The sequence below is a fragment of the Flavobacterium sp. AC105 genome (assembly GCF_979258495.1).
Window position 1 is genome coordinate 3,506,519 of the sequence record NZ_OZ409860.1, and the last position, 19,556, is coordinate 3,526,074.

The 19,556-nt window shown below is 32.5% G+C and carries 19 protein-coding genes; 14 read left to right on the plus strand and 5 right to left on the minus strand.

Going from position 1 to position 19,556, the window contains the following annotated elements; genetic code table 11:
- The first annotated feature begins 145 nt into the window (after positions 1–145).
- Both ACZ0AH_RS14320 and tpiA read left to right on the plus strand, forming a co-directional pair.
- On the plus strand, positions 146–646 hold the full coding sequence (locus ACZ0AH_RS14320; RefSeq protein WP_463476472.1) for a TlpA family protein disulfide reductase: 501 nt from the start codon (positions 146–148) through the stop codon (positions 644–646).
- Positions 647–705: 59 nt separating this feature from the next.
- On the plus strand, positions 706–1,458 hold the full coding sequence (tpiA, locus tag ACZ0AH_RS14325; protein WP_463476473.1) for a triose-phosphate isomerase: 753 nt from the start codon (positions 706–708) through the stop codon (positions 1,456–1,458).
- A 137-nt stretch (positions 1,459–1,595) separates the two neighbouring features.
- Here tpiA and ACZ0AH_RS14330 read toward each other — a convergent pair whose 3' ends face one another.
- Both ACZ0AH_RS14330 and ACZ0AH_RS14335 read right to left on the minus strand, forming a co-directional pair.
- Entirely contained in the window at positions 1,596–3,932 is a 2,337-nt protein-coding gene (locus tag ACZ0AH_RS14330) for a hypothetical protein (RefSeq protein WP_463476474.1), read from the minus strand.
- Complete coding sequence (locus ACZ0AH_RS14335; protein ID WP_463476475.1) at positions 3,892–5,022, minus strand: hypothetical protein; 1,131 nt, start codon at positions 5,020–5,022, stop codon at positions 3,892–3,894. Before ACZ0AH_RS14335 ends, ACZ0AH_RS14330 begins: the two co-directional genes overlap by 41 nt.
- Positions 5,023–5,134: 112 nt before the next feature.
- On the opposite strand from ACZ0AH_RS14335, the gene prmA reads away from it, so the two are divergent.
- The 12 genes from prmA to ACZ0AH_RS14395 all read left to right on the plus strand — a co-directional run bounded on the left by prmA (position 5,135) and on the right by ACZ0AH_RS14395 (position 15,157).
- Positions 5,135–5,968, plus strand: coding sequence for a 50S ribosomal protein L11 methyltransferase (gene prmA, locus ACZ0AH_RS14340; protein WP_463476476.1), 834 nt, complete (start codon positions 5,135–5,137; stop codon positions 5,966–5,968).
- A 57-nt stretch (positions 5,969–6,025) separates the two neighbouring features.
- Complete coding sequence (locus tag ACZ0AH_RS14345) at positions 6,026–6,301, plus strand: ATP-dependent Clp protease adaptor ClpS (protein WP_463476477.1); 276 nt, start codon at positions 6,026–6,028, stop codon at positions 6,299–6,301.
- Positions 6,302–6,432: 131 nt separating this feature from the next.
- Positions 6,433–7,932, plus strand: a complete 1,500-nt coding sequence (locus ACZ0AH_RS14350; RefSeq protein WP_463476478.1) for a WG repeat-containing protein — start codon at positions 6,433–6,435, stop codon at positions 7,930–7,932.
- A 101-nt stretch (positions 7,933–8,033) separates the two neighbouring features.
- Positions 8,034–9,332 (plus strand): sterol desaturase family protein, encoded by a 1,299-nt coding sequence (locus tag ACZ0AH_RS14355; protein WP_463476479.1) that lies wholly within the window; start codon positions 8,034–8,036, stop codon positions 9,330–9,332.
- Positions 9,310–9,996: a lysoplasmalogenase gene (locus ACZ0AH_RS14360; protein ID WP_463476480.1), complete on the plus strand. Its 687-nt coding sequence runs from the start codon at positions 9,310–9,312 to the stop codon at positions 9,994–9,996. The genes ACZ0AH_RS14355 and ACZ0AH_RS14360 overlap by 23 nt, the downstream gene beginning before the upstream one ends.
- Before the next feature lie 125 nt (positions 9,997–10,121).
- On the plus strand, positions 10,122–10,574 hold the full coding sequence (locus tag ACZ0AH_RS14365) for a 2-dehydro-3-deoxyphosphooctonate aldolase (RefSeq protein WP_463476481.1): 453 nt from the start codon (positions 10,122–10,124) through the stop codon (positions 10,572–10,574).
- Positions 10,575–10,597: 23 nt separating this feature from the next.
- Positions 10,598–10,921, plus strand: coding sequence for a hypothetical protein (locus tag ACZ0AH_RS14370; RefSeq protein ID WP_463476482.1), 324 nt, complete (start codon positions 10,598–10,600; stop codon positions 10,919–10,921).
- Between the two features lies 1 nt (position 10,922).
- Complete coding sequence (locus ACZ0AH_RS14375; protein WP_463476483.1) at positions 10,923–11,369, plus strand: hypothetical protein; 447 nt, start codon at positions 10,923–10,925, stop codon at positions 11,367–11,369.
- A 77-nt stretch (positions 11,370–11,446) separates the two neighbouring features.
- Entirely contained in the window at positions 11,447–12,238 is a 792-nt protein-coding gene (locus tag ACZ0AH_RS14380; protein WP_463476484.1) for an arylamine N-acetyltransferase family protein, read from the plus strand.
- Between the two features lie 280 nt (positions 12,239–12,518).
- Positions 12,519–13,337 carry a 3-deoxy-8-phosphooctulonate synthase gene (kdsA, locus tag ACZ0AH_RS14385; RefSeq protein ID WP_072971167.1) on the plus strand — a complete coding sequence of 273 codons (819 nt, stop codon included), beginning with the start codon at positions 12,519–12,521 and terminating at the stop codon, positions 13,335–13,337.
- A gap of 17 nt (positions 13,338–13,354) precedes the next feature.
- The gene (locus tag ACZ0AH_RS14390; RefSeq protein ID WP_463476485.1) at positions 13,355–14,260 is read left to right on the plus strand and encodes a hypothetical protein; all 906 of its coding nucleotides are present in this window, start codon (positions 13,355–13,357) and stop codon (positions 14,258–14,260) included.
- A gap of 213 nt (positions 14,261–14,473) precedes the next feature.
- Positions 14,474–15,157 (plus strand): YiiX family permuted papain-like enzyme, encoded by a 684-nt coding sequence (locus ACZ0AH_RS14395; RefSeq protein WP_463476486.1) that lies wholly within the window; start codon positions 14,474–14,476, stop codon positions 15,155–15,157.
- 117 nt (positions 15,158–15,274) lie between these two features.
- Here the strand turns inward: ACZ0AH_RS14395 and ACZ0AH_RS14400 are convergent, their stop codons facing one another.
- The 3 genes from ACZ0AH_RS14400 to ACZ0AH_RS14410 all read right to left on the minus strand — a co-directional run bounded on the left by ACZ0AH_RS14400 (position 15,275) and on the right by ACZ0AH_RS14410 (position 19,520).
- Positions 15,275–16,666, minus strand: a complete 1,392-nt coding sequence (locus ACZ0AH_RS14400; RefSeq protein ID WP_463476487.1) for a M20/M25/M40 family metallo-hydrolase — start codon at positions 16,664–16,666, stop codon at positions 15,275–15,277.
- 94 nt (positions 16,667–16,760) lie between these two features.
- Positions 16,761–18,686, minus strand: a complete 1,926-nt coding sequence (locus tag ACZ0AH_RS14405; RefSeq protein ID WP_463476488.1) for a discoidin domain-containing protein — start codon at positions 18,684–18,686, stop codon at positions 16,761–16,763.
- A 48-nt stretch (positions 18,687–18,734) separates the two neighbouring features.
- Positions 18,735–19,520, minus strand: a complete 786-nt coding sequence (locus tag ACZ0AH_RS14410; protein ID WP_463476489.1) for a glycerophosphodiester phosphodiesterase family protein — start codon at positions 19,518–19,520, stop codon at positions 18,735–18,737.
- Between the last annotated feature and the right edge of the window lie 36 nt (positions 19,521–19,556).

Consider the following 19,556-nt stretch of genomic DNA (forward strand, 5'->3'; position numbering starts at 1 on the left):
TCCTCAAATTTTGTTAATCTCCATTTGGCTTTCAATTTGTTTGTTTAACTTTGTTGGGAACCATAAGTTATGAAATTGCTCTGATTTGAATTTGCAGATTCAATTTAGAAAACACAATTCATAATATTTAAAATTATTATATAATATGAAACAAATAGCTTTAATTGTTATTGCATTTATTACTTTTTCATGTTCACAGGCTCAGAAAACAAGTTTTTCTAAAGAAGCTTTGTCTGAAAAATTATTAACAGTTGATGGAGGTCAGACTTCTTTCAAAAACATTTTAAAAAAATACAAAGGTAAAACTTTGGTTATCGAAGTTTGGGCGTCGTGGTGTGGCGATTGTGTAAAAGCAATGCCAAAAGTAAAAGAATTACAAGCAAACAATCCTGATGTTTCTTACTTGTTTCTTTCGGCTGATAAAACGGCTGACAAATGGAAAATCGGAATTGAAAAACACGAATTAAAAGGCGATCATTTTATGATGAACGACGGTATGAAAGGTGTTTTTGGAAAAGCAATTGATTTAGACTGGATTCCGAGATATATCATTGTTGACAAAACCGGGAAAATTGTATTGTACCGCGCTATCGAAACCGATTTTGATAAAATCAATGCAACATTACAAGAGTTAAAATCAAAATAATTGATTTTTGAACTTCACAAAAAAACAAAAAACAAAAGAATAAAATAAAAACTACCAAAATGAGAAAAAAGATTGTTGCAGGAAACTGGAAAATGCATAAAAACGCAGCGCAAACTGAAGAATTATTAAGCGAATTAATTACTAAAATACCTGCACATACAACTGCTCAGGTAATTGTTGCCCCAACATTTGTAAACTTACAAGCAGCTGTTGCGAAAGTTAAAAACACAACTATTGCAGTTGCTGCACAAAACGTTCACCAAGCTGAAGGCGGTGCTTTTACAGGAGAAATTTCTGCTGATATGTTAACTAGCATTGGTGTAAATACCGTAATTCTTGGTCACTCTGAGCGTCGTGCCATTTTTCACGAAACTGACGCTTTAATCGCTAATAAAGTTGATACTGCATTGAAACATGACCTGACAGTAATTTTCTGTTTTGGAGAAGAATTAAAAGATCGTCAATCAGGAAATCACTTCAATATTGTTGAAAATCAATTGCGTGACGGATTATTCCAAATTGCAAAAGAATCATGGTCTAAAGTTGTTTTAGCTTACGAACCAGTTTGGGCTATTGGAACAGGAGAAACTGCTTCGCCTGAACAAGCTCAGGAAATGCACGAATTCATCAGAGAAACTGTGCGTAAAGCTTTTGGAGCTGATATCGCTGACGAAGTTTCTATCTTATACGGTGGTTCTGTTAAACCGGATAATGCTAAAGAAATCTTTGGTAAACCAGACGTAGATGGTGGTTTAATTGGTGGTGCCGCTTTAAAAGCTGATGACTTTTTAGCTATTGTAACGGCAATCTAATTTTAGATTTTACTATAAAAAAAGCGTTCTTCGAACGCTTTTTTTATGCTTTTGTTTTATATGTGCTATAAATTATTCAAGCAATTATCTCAAACTGAATTTACATTTACTTATATCACTTATATGGTGAAAAAAAATTAATTTATAAATGATTCCAATAAAGGGCAACTGTACTTTTTAAAAGTTGGTGTTGTTTTGTAAACAGAATAAAAATCAACCAACTCCTTTCCTGCTTTAAACGGATTCTTTTCTTCCTCTTCTGCAGCAACAATATTAGCGTAATGATTGTAATAATTGCATTCAAAAATCATCAGACTCGCTAAGGCTTTTTCGTTATTGTTTTTAGACATTTTCAGTGCTTTTTCATAATACATTTTGGCCATTGTCAGACTGTAATAATTGCCTTTTTGATATGTTTTTTCCTTTTCAGAATTGTCTCCGTAAACATAATCAACATACGATTCTCCAGATGTCCAATCGTAGGCGACCATCATCCAGGAATTTCCTAAATACGAAACATTAAAATACGCATGCGCTAATTGCAAGTTGCTTGCCGCTGTATTTTGCTTTTTTAGCTGAATTAACTTCGCAATAAAATCGGCTTTGTTAAAACGATAATCAAATTTGCGTTCTTTATCTTTTTGCAGAATTTTTGGTGTAAACGGGTTTTCGTTTAAATAATCTGCAAATGCGTAATTCTTCTCCCAGAAATCTTTTGGCATACTTGAAAAAGTTTCATAAGCCAATTCCAGATTATTGTTTCTAAAGGCAATTGTTCCTTTCAGATCTTTATAATAATTAATGTTTGACGCCATTGTTCCGGAACAAATGTATTTTTCAAAAGGCGTTTTATCTTCTTTTTGCTGCAGCGCCATCAAACGATCTACATCTTCAACAGTTGCAGTTCGGTCAAAATAACCAATATAACTATAGAAATTCGGGTTATTGTAAACAGAATATTCACCTTCGTTTTTTATGTCAGATTTCATCGACAACAGACCTGCCGTAACACGATCGCCTTTTTTATAGAAATCTGCACTTGCAATTCGGTATAAACTGTATAAATTTTTAAATAATCCGTAATCTGTTTCTACTAAATTTTCGACTGAATCGAAGTATTTAAAAAGCTGATCCTGAACTTTCTCACTTTTTAAATCATCTTGTTTTAGAGCAACCAAAGCCAACTGAATATTTTTCTGCATTTGTATCGACGAATTCGCTTTATCAGAAATCATATTGGTATATTTTTTACCTAAATCAATTTGATCATCTATAAAACAAAGCTGTGCAATTGCTGCTGTTATATACTCTTTCTGTTCTCCTGAAGTCTGTTCACGAATCGAAATCAGAAAATATTCTAATTCCCTTAAATGCGAAATATCTTTATTGAAGTTTTCGGCTTTTGCTTTCGCATAATCTCCGTACCAATCTGTACCTTCAAATGTAACAGACGGACTTCCGTTATTGGTATATTGCGGTGTAAAAATCCAGTCTTCGAGTTTGTTGATTTCTCTTCCAATCAAAAAACTTAAATTAATACTATTGGGACTCAGTTTATAAACTTCTTCGATTGTTTTGAAATCCGGCGCAGGATTTCGGAAGCTTTCTATAGCAAGAATTACACTTCGTTCTTCGTCATTTTGTGCCAAGGCCAAAGTTTCTGTAGTTAATTTCCAATTATAATGCTGTAAAACGGCGAATGATTTTTCTTCGCAAGAAGCAAAAACTTTACTCAATAAATAATTTTGCAAAGGGAAATTATCAATACACAAAGCTTTATAATACAATGCCCAAGGTTCTAAAATGGTGCTTTTATTTTCAGCAAAATAAGTGTCGTATAGTCGAATAACCTCATCTTTATCCTGAGCATAAAAACTATATCTCAAAATCAAAAATGCGTATCGCTTTTTCAAAAAAGGATCTTTTGCCGTTTTGATTTTCTTTTCGAAATCGTCTAAATCTGCCATTTTATGATCCTGACTATTGTAGCCCACTTTATCCCAGGATTCCCATTTCACATCCGTATTGCTATTGTATTCCAGTTTTTTAGCAAACAAAATATAGTTTAGAAAAGCCTTATTTTTTGGCAGCAATAAAGCTGTTATAAAAGTGTTTTTTTCGAATGTCTTTTTTAGTGATTTGGTTTCAAAAGCCGTTTCAAATTGTTCCGAATCTGTTTCGTACAGAATCATATGAACATCTTTTGGATCAATCAGATTTCCTAATTTTTTCTTCCATTCCAAGCAATTCAATTCCTGATCTACTCCGGAAACTGTGTTTGTAGAATAGTAATAATCTGCCGAATAATAAAACGGTGTCAGTTTAAAAAAACCTTCCCGCTGTGCTTTAAACAAAGCCAAACGACTGGTTTCCGGCGAAACGCTCCAGCCACATGCGAAAGAAACCTGAACGGTTAAAACGAAAAGTAAACTACTAAAAACGCGCATAATAGCTGGATATATTTTGGGTTCCATAATCGTTGATGTATTTTTTATCGAAAGAGAAAAACGTAACCCGGGTTTGATTATTAATCTGAATTTTACTTTTTATAATCGAAATCATTTTGTCTAATTCATCATTTGAAATTTTCTCGATTCGGATTTCGTCCCCATTTCTTAAGTACGTTTGCCCCACTAAAACATCGTCTTGCAGTATATATTTAGTATTTGATACTTTCTTCAATTTAATAGAATCTTTCCGCAATTGATCGTAATCTGATAAAATTCCCTTAAACTGATTTCCTCTAAAAACAACCGCCCAACTGTACAACGGCAACGCAATATCCAGTTTTAATTTATAATCTCCGTGCGTGATATATTGTGCCAGTTCATCACTTGTTCCTATCGAATTTTTGGTTTTAAAATCATCTGGTTTTGTCAAATTATAACACATTAACAAACCTTTATCTACTGGCGGAATTCCTGCTTTTTCAGCATATTTATATTGCCAAAGTCGAATTGTAGCTGAAACTTTTGCCGTTGGAAATCCCTTTTTTACTTGTTTTAATAAGTAGAAATAGTTCTTTTTAGATTTTTCTGTCCAGTCACAATCAATCAGGATTTCCTTAAAATCAACTTTGAGTTTTGCCATTCCAATTGATTTTACAGAGTCATAATTCAGTCTTTTAGTATCTTGTTTATAATTCTCAGGATAAACAATTGAATAAGTGATTTTATCTGCTTTGGTTTCATTCATTTTAGTACCAATTTGCTGAACGCGTTTTGCAATTCTTGCTGCTAAACTGTCCAGTTGCTTGGTATTGGCCTGCAAAACAACTTCGTTCGTTATAAAAACACTTGGCGTTATTTCGGGATTACTTTCGTTAAGACTTGTATTTCTGATTGTTGCAACCGGCAAAGGTTCTTTGGCATACGGATTCCAGTCGATATCAAAAAAACGAACATACATATGTTTTACATTTAAATTTTTGATTAAAGAATCATCTTCTTTTTCAAAATTTAAATCGGTTTTCCAATAACAAAATGAGCGTACAACCTCGTGTTCTTTTTCACAACTGCCTGAACTTAACACAACAAAAAGCAAAACAAAAATGATATTTTTCATATTCAAAAATTCGGTACAATTTCACTCAAAATTAACATTAATAAGTATTAGAATCCGAATTATTTATGAACAAGTTCTGCTTTGTATTCTTACCTTTGCAAAAAATTTATTTATGTCAAATATATATTTAGGATACCATTTTACGATTGAACCAAAAGAACCGGGTTCAGAAATTTTAATTGCTGAATTAGGCGAAAAAGCGTTTGAGACTTTTACAGAAACGGAAAACGGAATTTCGGCTTTTGTAAAAAAAGATTTGTGGGATGAGCATATTCTGGATGACATTTATATTTTAGAATCAGAAGAATTTAAAATTGAATATACCGTCGAAGAAATCGATCAGGTAAACTGGAACGAGGAATGGGAAAAGAATTTTGAAGCGATTGATGTGGATGGAAAATGTCATGTTCGCGCTCCTTTTCATCCAAAAACGGATGCCGAATTTGATATTGTAATTGAACCAAAAATGAGTTTTGGCACTGGTCATCATGAAACAACTCATATGATGATTCAGCATTTACTTGAAATGGATGTTGAAGGTTTAAAAACCCTTGACATGGGCTGCGGAACTGCAATTTTAGCGATTTTAGCCGAAATGAAAGGTGCTAAGCCAATTGATGCTATTGATATTGACAATTGGTGTTATTTGAATTCTATCGAAAACGCAGAACGCAATAATTGCAAACATATTACCGTTTATGAAGGCGATGCTGCTTTATTGGCCGGTAAAAAATACGATCTAATCATTGCAAACATCAACCGTAACATTTTGTTGAATGATATGCAAAGTTATGTAGATTGTTTAAACCCAAAAGGAATTATACTTTTTAGTGGTTTTTATGAAGAAGACATTCCTTTTATTGATGCTTCATGCACAGAGAAAGGTTTGACTTATGTTAAAAAGTTTCAAAGAAACAACTGGGTTTCATTAAAATACGTAAATTAGATTGTTAATTATCTTAGATTTAAATTAGTAATTACAACAGTACAAAAACCTAAAAAAATGAGTACTAAAGAAAAAGTAAGAGAAAGAGTTTGCGAAAAGGAAGCGACGAGTTTCAATAACGAAATCATTGTTTATAACGACGATGTAAACACTTTTGATCATGTAATTGAGACTTTAATGCGTGTATGCAGTCATACGCCTGAACAAGCAGAACAATGTTCCTTAATTGTACATTACAACGGAAAATGCACCGTAAAAACGGGTCCGATGGATAAGTTAAAGCCACAATGTACACAACTTTTGGAAGCTGGACTAAGCGCCGAAATTGTTTAAATTGCAAATAAATATTTTAAAAAACATTCTATTTTATTCTAAATCAGTGTAAAATAGAATGTTTTTTATTTATGTACCTGTCTGAAATTTTTGATTTTTTATATTTCCGAAATCTGCTAAAATTAAAATTTATGAAAGTTATTAAACTTCTTCTGTTGCTATTTCCTCTAATTTTGGTAAGCCAGCAAAAATTCAATACTATTCGGGAACAATTAATCGCAAATAAAACCTATGAATACGTTTATAATTTTGAGAATAATTATGCAGTATTCAGAACCTTAAAAGGTAAAATGGGCGTAATTGACAGCACAGGAAATGTGATTATCAAACCAGGTTTTCAATATATTTACAACAAGCCGGAACTTAAAAATTTATTTGAAGTTGGAACTCCCATCGCTAAAAAATTCAAACGCGGTTATATTGATTTAAAGGGGAATATAAAAATTCCATTGGAATATGATGCTATTTTTTATTTGGAAAAAGGACTTATTAGTGTTTCAAAAAATAATAAAACGGGGGTTATTGATACTTTAAATCATGTTATTTTGCCAATAAAGTTTGACTTTATAATGAACAATAATGGTGTTTTATTTGTTCAGAATACTACTAATATTGAACTTTTTGATTTTACAGGAAAACAAATAACCAATTTTAAAGCAAAAGATATTGAGTATTTTACAGGCGACAGATCAATTGTAACACTTCAAAACAATGATAGTTTTATAATTAATAATCAAGGTTCTGTCGTTTTAAATTCTATCAAGAATCATAAGTTCGAAAGAATTATCAATTCTGATACGTATATCATTTTAAATTTACTTACTAAGAAAAAAGGCATCATAAATTCATCCGGAAAATATGAAGTTGAATGCAAATATGATGATATTTTGCCTTCAAAATCTTTTTATATGGTTCGAAACAAAGATAAATATGGTTTAATAACTAAAAGTGATTCTATCTTAAAACCCCTTATTTATGAAAGTATTTATGAGGTAAATTATAACGATGATGTTCCTTTTGAAAATCAATATTTTGCAGCTAAAGGCGATTTAAAAGGTGTGATAAATGTTTTTTCAGATCAGGAAATAATTCCGATTCGATATAAAAGCATACAAACGCTTTCTAATTATTTTATGGTTGGGAATTTGGAGCATAAAAATGGTTTATTTTCTGAAAAAGGCGAACTCATTATTCCTGAAGATTATGAATTTTATAATGCGTCACAAAATAAAATTTTTGCCAGTAAAAATGCTAAACAATACCTCATCACGGTTGCCGATAAAAACTATTCTGAAATAGAAATTCCTGTTGATGGATTTGTAAAAAACAATCTTTTTTCAGTAGGGATTACAAATAGCAAGTATCAAATATTTAAAAGCAAGAATAAATTTGGCGTTATCAGCAACGAAAATAAAATTGTAATTCCTAACGAATATGATTCGATTAACGATATCTCTTCTACTTCAGAATTTGTAGTTCAGAAAAACAAAAAATATGGTATTGTAAATGCCCAAAATCAGGTTATTATAGAGGTAAAATACGATACTTACAAATTTATGAAAGAGTCTATTGTCTTTGAAATTAAGAATAATAAGGACAAAAAAGTTCATACTATAAACTATTCGCCATAATAATTATTAAAACTTAAATACCCTCAAACTTGTTTAATTGCAAATAATTAAAAAAACATTCTATTTTATTCTATATTTGAACAAAATACAATACTTTTTTTATGGAAGAATACGGAAAGATATTAATTATCGCAACGCCTATTTTTTTAGTTTTAATCATAATCGAAAAAATATACGGCATTTACAAAAAGGACGATACTGCACCTTTGATAGATAGTGTATCCAGTATTAGTTCCGGAATTACCAATTCTGTTAAGGACGTTTTAGGTTTAAGCCTGACGTTTATTTCGTATGAATGGATGGTTTCTAAGATTGCTTTTTTTCATCTTGAAGCTAACGTTCTCTCCTATTGTATTGCTTTTTTTGTAATTGATTTTTACGGATATTGGAGTCATAGACTGGCACATCAAATTAATTTTCTTTGGAATAAACATGCCATTCATCATAGCAGTGAAGAGTTTAATCTGGCTTGTGCTTTGCGACAACCCATTGCGAGTTTAGTTAATTTATTTACTTTTTTATTGATTCCTGCGGCATTATTGGGCGTTCCTGCGACCGTAATTGCGATTACTTTGCCACTTCATTTATTTTTGCAATTTTGGTATCATACTAAACATATTAAAAAAATGGGATTTATTGAAAATATCCTGGTTACGCCTTCTCATCATCGTGTACATCATGCTATAAATCCTGAATATTTAGACAAAAACCATTCGCAGATTTTTATTTTTTGGGATAAACTTTTCGGTACTTTTCAAGCTGAATTAGATGATGTTCCGCCTGTTTTTGGTATTACAAGACCTGCACATACCTGGAACCCGATCAGGATAAATTTTCAGCATTTGAGTTTGCTGATTTCTGATGCGTGGCGCGCCGAAAACTGGAAAGATAAACTCACAATCTGGTTTAAACCAACAGGCTGGAGACCGGAAAATTTTGAAGAAAAATATCCCGTAAACAAGATTGAAAATGTTTTTAATTTTGACAAATACGGTACACAAAACTCTCAAAAACTAATTTATTGGTCGGTTGCACAAATGCTGATTACACTTTTGTTTGTGACGTATTTATTTGACAATATTGCCAAAATTGGTTTACCAAATATCTTTATTTATGGCTTTTTTATATTGGTTACCATCTACAGTTATTCTGAATTAATGGACAAAAGCAAATACGCGATTTTTTGGGAAGGTTTGCGTTTTGCAGTCGCCATTTCGATTATTTCTTATTATGGAGACTGGTTTGGTTTAAATCACGCTTTTTCAATCGCAAATTATATCATTATAAGCTACTTAAGTCTTTCGTTTCTAACCACAATTTATTTTGTAACGATCGATTTTAAAAAAGACCAAAACCTCATAACCAAACAAAATCAACATGAAAAACACATTATACCTTAAAATTTATTTGGCCTTTAGTGTTTTATATCTTCTTATTTTACTTTCGGGATATGAAAATTTAGATGTATTTTTAAAACCCGTTTTGATTCCGTTATTAGGATTTGGAGTTTACTTTCATTCAAAATTTCCATCAAAAAATACACTTTTAACTGCTTTATTATTTTCCTGGATTGGCGATGTTATTTTGCTTTTTACTGATATTGCTGAGATTTATTTTATTCTTGGATTAGTCGCTTTCCTGATTTCACATATTATATATTGCGTTCTTTTTAACAGACAAATTAAAATTAAAAACAAGAAAAATATTTTTATTTTCGGAATTGGAAGCTTAATAATTGCGTGTTATTTAATTGGAATGCTTTCGGTTTTATTACCAAGTTTGGGCGATTTAAAAGTTCCTGTAGTCGTTTATGCAAGCGTAATTTCGATCATGCTTTTATTTGCTTTTAACGGTTTTTTAATCTGGAAAAAGCCTGCTAATCAATACGTTTTTGTGGGTGCAATTGTTTTTGTTATTTCAGATAGTATTTTGGCTGTGAATAAATTCTATTCGCCAATTCAAAGAAGTTCATTTTTTATTATGTTAACGTATCTTGTGGCACAATATCTGATTGTAGTAGGTATATTAAAATTGAATTCTAAGTCTAAAATTGCACAAGAATAACATGGGTGAAAGTGGTTTAGTTTTTTCTTTTTCACGCAGATCTTGCAGATTTAGCAGATTTTTTTTTGATCTTTAAAATCTCTGGCAAAAAACCATTTACATTTGTACGACCAATATCTTAAACCATGAAAAAAATAGCCCTTTTTATTGTTTTATTAATTACAGCAACTTCTTGTATAAGCACTAAATCAACTTTGAAAAATGTTGATGATAATGCTCCGGATTTAATCTTAAAGAAGGATAATACATTTGCTATTACACTTTTTAGTAAAGACAAAAAATACGGCTACAATCCTGATTATCCTGTCAATATTTTTTATAGAAATACCAGAGACGAAGCTTTAAACGAAACTCGTTTCCTGGATGCTTTGGCGGGACCAAATGGCGAAAAAATCACTTACAAAAGATTAGAAACCTGTTGTCCTTTTCCAACCAAAAGAAGTGATATGGGAGCCGGATTTTTGAATGTTTATGAATTAAGATGGGAAGGCCAGAAAAAGCCAATTACGCTTTATTTGAATATTTATGAAAAGGGAATTTTAATGGTTCCGATGGGATTGAGTTTGAAAAAGGGGTAAAAATTTAGAAAACACAACAATCGATGTTCGGAATTACTCCTTTAATCTTAATTATTTTGCCCTTATTATTTCAACTTATATTTGGAAGAAAAGCTATAGGCGAAACAATTCCATTAAAATTTGGAACCATTTCGTTTATTAGTCTCATTTTACAAGTCATTTTATCTATTATAGCCTTTTTTGTAGCTTCCTATAATTTTACAGAAAGCCTTGAAGGACGACCATATAGATGTGGAATGGGAATATTGGGAATAATTGCATTTTCTTTGCTTTTTACTGTAATACTTATTATAGTTATAATTGCACAATACTTCATAAAAAGATCTTACGAAAAAACTCAAAAATAGTATGATCCAAACAAAAACAGCTTTTATATTTTTTGCACTTTTATCGCTAATTCTATTTCCTTATTACATTATATATCTCAATTCAGATATTTTATCTTCAATAGTTCCTGGCTGGAACACCAATATTGTTGGTATTCGAGTAGTTTCAAACTTAATCAAATTTATAATTCTGGGTGTTGTTAGTTTTTATTATTGGAAACTTTCTAAAAATACTGAAAAGGTAGATTTAAAGAAATTTACAATTCATTTATCGCTAACACTTCCAGCTGTTTTTGCTGCAAATTTTAATGTATATAAATTTGTCGAACTGAATTTATATAATTCTGAAAGTTTTTTGTCTCAAATTCAGATGGTAATTTATATTACTACTTTTATCAATATTCTATTTTTTATCGGACAGGTTTTCTTTGGGATTTTTTATGTAAGAATCAATCGCTCGCGTCAGTGAAAAATAAGTTAAATTATCTCTTTCCTTACATAAATGCCTTAATTTTGATTGTATTGATATAATACAAAAAAATTAAAATGGAACAATTAAAAAACAATCATAAAATTAAAGCTTCAAGTTTTGATTTACAGCAATATTTAAAGAGAATTAATTTTGAGGGAGAAATTCAATTGAATTTAAAAGGGATCAAAAAATTGATGCAAAGCCAGATATTTAATGTGCCTTTTGAAAATATTGATGTACAGGCAGGTAAAGCTATTTCCTTAATTGGTGATGATATTGTAAACCAAATTGTCACTAAAAATCGTGGTGGTTATTGCTATCAAATTAACGGTATTTTTTCGTTAATGCTTCAGGAAATTGGTCTTCCGCATTATTATATTGCCGTTCGGCCTTTGGTTAATCCTGATCCTAATGCTAAAACTCACCTGGCAATAATTGCTAACATCGAAAACGAAGAATATCTGATTGATTTGGGGTTTGGCGGAAATAGTATTAGAGAACCTTTAAAACTGAGCGAAATTGGTAGTGAGATTCAACATGATTGGGACACTTTTACTTTGGTAAAAACAGAAGAAAATGAGTTTTTATTGCAAATCCTGATCGGAAAAGAATGGATTAATTTATATTCGTTTGATTTGAATCCTCAAAGATGGATCGATTTTAAACCTGCCAATTATTATAATTACTCCAATCCGGATTCGGTTTTTACCCAAAAATTAATTGTGGTTTTGCAAAATCCGTCAGGTAAAAAAATATTATCAAAAAATTCGTTAAAATCTGTAGCAAACGGTATTGCCGAAATTATCTCTTTTGAGGATAATCAACTGGATACTATTTTGAAAACAGAATTTAATTTGAAGGTATAATTTGAAGTTTTTTGAGGAGATATTCCTCATGAAATTCATAATTCCACTACAGTTTTAGCCCTGATAGTAACGGAAATCCTTTTTTGAGAAAGCCTGTTTTTTCTGGCTTTTGCAGAGCGACCAACGGAAGCTCCTGCAAAGGTCAGAAAAAAAAGGATTTGGAGAAAAAGATTGTAGCGGACAGGAGTCCCGATAGCAATCGGGATTCTTAAAAAAAACTTAAATCTTAATCTGCTATTCATAAATCATGACTACCTTTGCACTGTCAAAAAATCATATTATGAACATACAACATATTCCACAAATTAAGCATACTGATAGTGGTAATTTCTTTTTGCTGGCGGGACCTTGCGCTATTGAAGGAGAAGAAATGGCTCTCAGAATTGCTGAAAAATTAGTTGGTATTACCGACAAACTTCAGATTCCTTATGTATTTAAAGGATCATTTAAAAAAGCAAACCGTTCCAGAATTGATAGTTTCTCTGGAATTGGTGATGAAAAAGCATTAAAAATTTTAAGAAAGGTTTCTGAAACTTTTCACGTTCCAACTGTAACGGATATTCATACAAATGAAGATGCTGATATGGCAGCGCAATATGTAGATGTTTTGCAAATTCCTGCTTTTCTTGTGCGTCAGACTGACCTTGTTGTCGCTGCTGCAAATACCGGAAAAGTGGTAAACCTGAAAAAAGGACAATTTATGAGTCCGGAAAGCATGAAACATGCTGTTCAAAAAGTGTTAGATTGTCATAACGAGAATGTTATGGTTACAGATCGTGGTACTATGTTTGGCTACCAGGACATGATTGTTGATTTTAGAGGTATTCCTACTATGCAGCAATATGCTTCTACGGTTCTGGATGTTACGCACTCGCTGCAACAACCTAACCAAACTGCCGGTGTTACGGGCGGAAGACCTGATATGATTGAAACTGTTGCCAAAGCGGGTATTGCTGTGGGTGTTGACGGTATTTTTATCGAAACTCATTTTGACCCTGCTAATGCAAAAAGTGATGGTGCTAATATGCTTCATTTAGACTATTTTGAAGGTTTAATGACGAAGTTGGTTGCCATTAGAAAAACAGTTAATTCATTCTAATTTTTAATACTAATTCATTGAAAAAAAATATTTTACTTTTCTTCTTTTTGTGTTTTTCAATACACACTTTTGCCCAGGAAGAAATAGCAGTAGAAAGATACACAGCACATAATAAAGGTAAATTTTTTGTTTCCTGGGGAGGAAACAGAGACAGTTATACAAAATCTGATGTAAATTTCAGAGGAAAAGATTACAACTTTACAGTAGCAGACATGAAAGCGCATGATAAGCCAAAAGGATATCATATTGATTATATAAATCCTGCAAACATGACAATTCCGCAAACTAATTTTAGAATGGGGTATTTCATTAACGATCATTACAGCGTTTCTATTGGTTGGGATCACATGAAATATGTGATGACTCAAAATCAAACGGCTAATGTTACGGGTTATATTAATTTACCTGCTGATCAGGCCGGATCTATTTACAACGGAGATTATAATAATAGACCTGTAGATATGTCTCAAGGTGGTGCTATTGAAGGTGGTTATGATAAAGGTGTTACTAATCCAAATGGTACTGCTTTTTTAATGTACGAACATACAGATGGTTTGAACTATATTAATACTGAGGTTTCCAGACATGACGATATTTCGAAATTGTTTGGTTTGCCAAATACAGATAAAGTTCAGATTAACTTAACTGAAGGTTTAGGAGCCGGAGTTTTATACCCAAAAACAAATACAACTTTATTAGGAATGGAACGTCATGATGATTTTCACGTTTCTGGTTTTGGTGTATCTGCAAAAGCAGGGATTAACTTTACTTTCTTCAAGTATTTTTATTTGCAAGGAGAACTAAAAGGCGGTTACATCGACATGAAAGATATTAGAACTACGGTAAGCAATGATGATAAAGCGACTCAACACTTTTTATTCTTTCAAAGAATTATTGCTGTGGGTGGAATTTTCAGAATCTAATATTTCTTAAAAATATATTTAAAAATAGCTATCATTTAGGTGGCTATTTTTTTTGCCCTTTATTTGCTGGAATTAATTATTTGCCCACGGATTTTACGGATTAAACTGGTTTTCGCAGATTCTTTTTTTTGCAAATATGCGGTTATTAAAAAAATCTGTGGCAATCTGTTAAACCAGTTAAATCCGTGGGCTATTTTTATTTAAATTTAAACCATGAAAAAGACTAAATATTTATTTCCGGTTGTTACGTTTCTGTTGAGCTTTTGTTGTGCGTTGTTTGTGGCTGTAAAGGTTTTTCCGAACAATCCGTTTTCGAATACAAAAACAAAACAGGAAACTGCTTTATTAGATAAAATTCAGGATGCTGATATGATTTTTCAAACTTCAGAATCCAGTCAATGTGAAGCAGTTCGGATTGCGACTAATTCTAAATTTTCTCATTGCGGAATTATCTATAAAATAAATGGAAACTGGTTTGTCTTTGAAGCTGTTCAGCCAGTAAGACTGACTCCGTTAAACGATTGGATCAATCATGGAAGAGATCATAAATTTGTCGTGAAAAGATTGAAAAATGCAGCTACGGTTTTAAATCCTGCGACACTTCAAAAAATGAAAGATTACAGTCAGCAATTTATGGGCAAAGAATATGATGCTTATTTTGAATGGGATGATACCCGAATTTATTGTTCTGAATTAATCTGGAAAATATATAAAAACGGAGCTAATATAGAATTGTCTAAATTGAAACAATTGAAAGATTTTAATTTAAGTGATGCAAGGGTTCAGAAAATAATAAAAGAAAGATATGGAGATAATGTTCCGCTTGACGAGAAAGTTGTTGCGCCTTCTGATCTTGTTGATTCTGATTTATTAAAAACGGTGATCGATACTTATTAATTTATTGCCCACGGATTTTACGGATTGAACGGATTTACACAGATATGTTTAAATAAAAAAGCGATGAGTAATTTTAATTTTACTCATCGCTTTTTTAATATTTGCTTTTTTTATAACTTAGTTCGTCGCTGTTGGAAGAACAATTCCGTTTTGATCTATTAAATAGATTAATGATGTCATTGTTGCAGCTCCAAGTTCTAATTCTCTTTTATTAATAGCATCAAATTTATCATTTGCCGCATGGTGGTAATCGAAATAACGTTGTGAGTCTGGCATTAAACCTGCTTTAACGATCGTTTTAGACGTGATATGCTCAATATCTGAACCGCTATGCCCTTTTATAAAACTGTTAACGAAATAAGGTTCAAAAAAGTCTTTGTATCCTTGTATTTTTTTAACGTTTGCATCATCAGCTTCTAAAGTAAATCCTCTTGGTGTAAATCCGCCTGAATCGCTTTCCAGTGCAAAAATATGATTTTCGTTATTTTGTTTTGAAACTTCTTCATATTTAGCTCCGCCTTTTCCGCCGTTTTCTTCATTCATGAATAAAACCACACGAATTGTGTTTTTTGGTTTATAGTTTAAGTTTTTAAGAATACGAACGACTTCCATACTTTGCACAACTCCTGCCCCATCATCGTGCGAACCATCAGCTAAATCCCAGGAATCTAAATGACCTCCAACCACAATAATGTTTTCCGGAGTTACCGTTCCTTTCAATTCTCCAATTACGTTGTGTGATAATACGTCTGGTAATGTTTCGCAGGATTGTTTAAAATAAAATTTTAATGTTGGATTATTTTTCAATACTTTACTCAATAATTCGGCTCCATTTGTACTGATCGCAGCAGCCGGAATGTATTGTTCTTTTGGCAAATCGCCATAACTTTGATTTCCTGCATGCGGAAAATCATCCAGACGTAAGTTCAAGGAACGAACAATTGCGCCAACTGCACCAAGTTTAGCGGCTTCTTGTGCACCACTTCGTCTTTGATCTCCTGCTTCAGAATAAGAATCAAAAGTTCCAACATTTTCAGGATTCATGGGTCTGTTGTAAAATACAATTTTGCCTTTTACTTTATCCCCTAATTCTTTCAGTTCCTGAATACTTTTAACTTCAATAACCTCAGCTGTAATTCCAGTTTTAGGTGTTGCAACTGATGCGCCTAAAGCGCAAATTGGCACAACAGTTTTTACTTTTCCATCTAAAATATAAGCGGTTTCTTTTTCGCCACGAACCCAATGCGGAACCATAACATCCTGCAAATATACTTTGTCCAGTCCTAATGTTTCTAATTGTCTTTTGGTATATTGTACCGCTTCTTCAGCAGTTGCAGAACCTGATAAACGGCTCCCGATATCGTTAGACAAATATTCTAACCAGGTATAACATTTCGCCTCGGTCAGGGCTTTTTTGTAAAATAATTTAATGTTTTTTTCATCGTTTGACTGCGCAAAAGATGTAAATCCGTTTAAGGCTAAAAGAGTTAACAGAATCGTTTTTTTCATGGTTTTTTTATAGCATTTGGGTTGTCCTGCAAAGGAACAAAATTCTTTAGAACTGCGATAGATTTTTTGTAACCTTTTCTGAAATAAATCAGAATTATTTTACCTCTTTTAACTTGTTCTTTGCACCAATTCCGTTCTCATTAAACGCTTCAATTGTAAAGTAATATTTTGTTCCTTTATCCAGCCCTCTAAAATCATACGAACTTTCGTCATATACCATTATGCTGTTGTATAATTTATCCGGGGCAATTCCGTAATAAATATTATAACCAATTGCATCAGCCTGTTTTTTCCATGAAATCATGGCATTACGTGAATCCTTTGCATTTCTTGCCACTTTGAAATCTGAAACCGGTTTTGGTTTTTCCAATAATCCATTTCCGAAAATTCTAAAATCAGAAATCGCAAATAATCCGGAAGCATTGTGAATGTTTACCATTCTGACAAAACGTGCTTTTATTGATTTGGTCAATTCAACATAATCATGCGGAACATCTTTTGCATTTTGAGATTTATCAACTACCAAAGTCCAGTTTACAGCATCATCAGACATGAAAATTTTATATTGGTAATAAATATCCATCGCCTTGTTGTATTGCGTTGCTTTGTGATCTGCATAATTAATCTGTAATGCTTTTATTTCCATTTGTCTGCCTAAATCAAGCTGCAGCCATTCTCCGGGTTTATCTGTTTTTGCAGACCAATAGGTTTGGATATTCTCATCTGTCAAATTTGATGAATTGTAACAAAATTTCTCATAGACTTTTTTTCCGCCATTATCCATTCTGTGGGTTTCAACTTCCATACATTCTTCAGATGAAGAAACAGTAACGGGTTTTTTATACGAAAGCAGCATCCATCCGGAAGAAGCTCCTTTTTCCTGATTGCGTTCTGCTGTTGGCAATACTATCGGAAAATCTCCGTAAGATGTTATCGAATACATGACATCATCTTTATCAAATCCGGCAGGAAACATATCGATACGACGTTCGAAACGGTCTTTTATAGATATTTTACAAGTTCCTGTATTCCAGTAATTGCCGTAATTATCGGCAAAAGTATTTCCGTGTCCGGCACCAATTACAAATCCGCCCGGTTTATACGACATTGGATTATGCTTTTGATACACAAAAGGCCCTAATGGATTATCTCCAACATGAACACCATTTGCATACCCTTTAAATTCAGTTGCAGGCGCTCCGTATTGCATATAATATTTTCCGTTGTGTTTGGTCATCCAAGCTCCTTCAATAAAATTTCCCCAAGGCGCTGGTTCCATATCATTATTGGGTCCAAAACGTTCCCAACCATGATTTGCCGGATCTAAAATAGCTACTTCTTTTATCTGACCGTACGGACGTTGAATATCTTCAACTTCTGTGGCTTGGTATAATTTTTCATAATCGGCCTGATTTCCTTTTGGAAGCCATGTATTGTAATCTACCTCAACACCAACAAGAGGCAATTTTCCGCTGGAACCGTAATACATATATACTTTTTTGTCATCATCCTGAAAAATCGCAGGATCCCAGGTTGGAAGCATTGCCTTATCTACATGTCGCAGCCATTGACCTGATTTTGGATCGGCAGTTTTCCAGATTGGATGATCTCTATTCCAGGTTGAACCCACATAAAACAACGTATCATTTACCACCCATGCAGCTGGTGCACACTGGTCGTCATCCGCAGGTTTTCTTTGAAAACTTCCGTAAACAAATTTCCAGTCAGACATGTCTTTACTCCAAAAAAATCCAGCCTGATTGGTTGCAAATAAATAATATTCGCCTTTAAAAGTAATGATAACCGGATCTGCACTTGAACGGCGGGATTCAGGGATTCCGTTATGATTGAGTGTTGTATAATTGTATCCAATATTAATGGGATTACAATATGTTGTAGCCGGTTTATTGGGATCAAACCATTCCGTTTTTCCGGGAACTTTAGTTTTTTGTGCCCATGTATTACACACAACAAAAAGCAGCAAAAAGGCTACTAAAAACAGTTTATATATATTTTTCATAATATCATTTTTCATTTATAAACAAGATTTATTTTAAAAACTAAAAGGCTATTTTTTATTCTTTATTCTCTCTTTTAGTAATTCAGGTTCATTGGTTGTGATGTAATCAAAATTATTTCCAATAATCCAATCCATCACCTCAGCATCATTAACCGTCCAGACGTTTAGCGTGATATTGTTGTCTTTTGCGATTTTTATCCATTCAGGATGTTTTTGAAAAACCGAATAATGGTAATCAACGCCCGTAATATGATCTAATTTTACCTCATCCGGAGACTTATTGCCTTCCAGATATTGTAAAGAAGTTTTAGTGTCAACTTCTCTAATTTGTTTTAGGATTTCATAATCAAAACTGATGTACGAAGTTATTTTATCTGCTTTAAGCTTCTTTATCGTTTCAACCGTTTTTAGGGCTGTTTTTTTTCCTCTTTCTTTACTTATTTCTGAAGGTTTTATTTCACAAACCAAAAGAGTGTGTTTGTTATTTTTTTTGCCTTCTGTAATATACTCGTATAAGGTTGGCAGCTTCTCTCCGTTTGAAAGTTTAAACTTTATAAGGTCAGCATAATTTGTTTCTTCGATTAGCAATTTGTTATAATGCGCATCGTGATTAATGACAAGCGAATCATCAGCTGTTCTCCAAACATCAAATTCTGAACCGGCCAATTTTAAATCAATCGCATGTCTAATAGAGGCGATTGAATTTTCAGGGAGATTATTTTTCTTCCAGGCTCCGCGATGTGCTACAACAGCATTTTTTTCAACATGACAAGAAGAGAAAATAACTAGAGGTATTATAAAAATAAATGCACGAAATGTTTTAATTGTATTCATTTTATAGAAATTAAAAGTTATAAAAAAGCCCTTCGT

Coding starts and splice junctions, on each gene's coding strand:
- ACZ0AH_RS14320 (WP_463476472.1), top strand. CDS start 146: ATGAAACAAATAGCTTTAATTGTTATTGCATTTATTACTTTTTCATGT.
- tpiA (WP_463476473.1), top strand. CDS start 706: ATGAGAAAAAAGATTGTTGCAGGAAACTGGAAAATGCATAAAAACGCA.
- ACZ0AH_RS14330 (WP_463476474.1), bottom strand. CDS start 3,932: ATGGAACCCAAAATATATCCAGCTATTATGCGCGTTTTTAGTAGTTTA.
- ACZ0AH_RS14335 (WP_463476475.1), bottom strand. CDS start 5,022: ATGAAAAATATCATTTTTGTTTTGCTTTTTGTTGTGTTAAGTTCAGGC.
- prmA (WP_463476476.1), top strand. CDS start 5,135: ATGTCAAATATATATTTAGGATACCATTTTACGATTGAACCAAAAGAA.
- ACZ0AH_RS14345 (WP_463476477.1), top strand. CDS start 6,026: ATGAGTACTAAAGAAAAAGTAAGAGAAAGAGTTTGCGAAAAGGAAGCG.
- ACZ0AH_RS14350 (WP_463476478.1), top strand. CDS start 6,433: ATGAAAGTTATTAAACTTCTTCTGTTGCTATTTCCTCTAATTTTGGTA.
- ACZ0AH_RS14355 (WP_463476479.1), top strand. CDS start 8,034: ATGGAAGAATACGGAAAGATATTAATTATCGCAACGCCTATTTTTTTA.
- ACZ0AH_RS14360 (WP_463476480.1), top strand. CDS start 9,310: ATGAAAAACACATTATACCTTAAAATTTATTTGGCCTTTAGTGTTTTA.
- ACZ0AH_RS14365 (WP_463476481.1), top strand. CDS start 10,122: ATGAAAAAAATAGCCCTTTTTATTGTTTTATTAATTACAGCAACTTCT.
- ACZ0AH_RS14370 (WP_463476482.1), top strand. CDS start 10,598: ATGTTCGGAATTACTCCTTTAATCTTAATTATTTTGCCCTTATTATTT.
- ACZ0AH_RS14375 (WP_463476483.1), top strand. CDS start 10,923: ATGATCCAAACAAAAACAGCTTTTATATTTTTTGCACTTTTATCGCTA.
- ACZ0AH_RS14380 (WP_463476484.1), top strand. CDS start 11,447: ATGGAACAATTAAAAAACAATCATAAAATTAAAGCTTCAAGTTTTGAT.
- kdsA (WP_072971167.1), top strand. CDS start 12,519: ATGAACATACAACATATTCCACAAATTAAGCATACTGATAGTGGTAAT.
- ACZ0AH_RS14395 (WP_463476486.1), top strand. CDS start 14,474: ATGAAAAAGACTAAATATTTATTTCCGGTTGTTACGTTTCTGTTGAGC.
- ACZ0AH_RS14400 (WP_463476487.1), bottom strand. CDS start 16,666: ATGAAAAAAACGATTCTGTTAACTCTTTTAGCCTTAAACGGATTTACA.
- ACZ0AH_RS14405 (WP_463476488.1), bottom strand. CDS start 18,686: ATGAAAAATATATATAAACTGTTTTTAGTAGCCTTTTTGCTGCTTTTT.
- ACZ0AH_RS14410 (WP_463476489.1), bottom strand. CDS start 19,520: ATGAATACAATTAAAACATTTCGTGCATTTATTTTTATAATACCTCTA.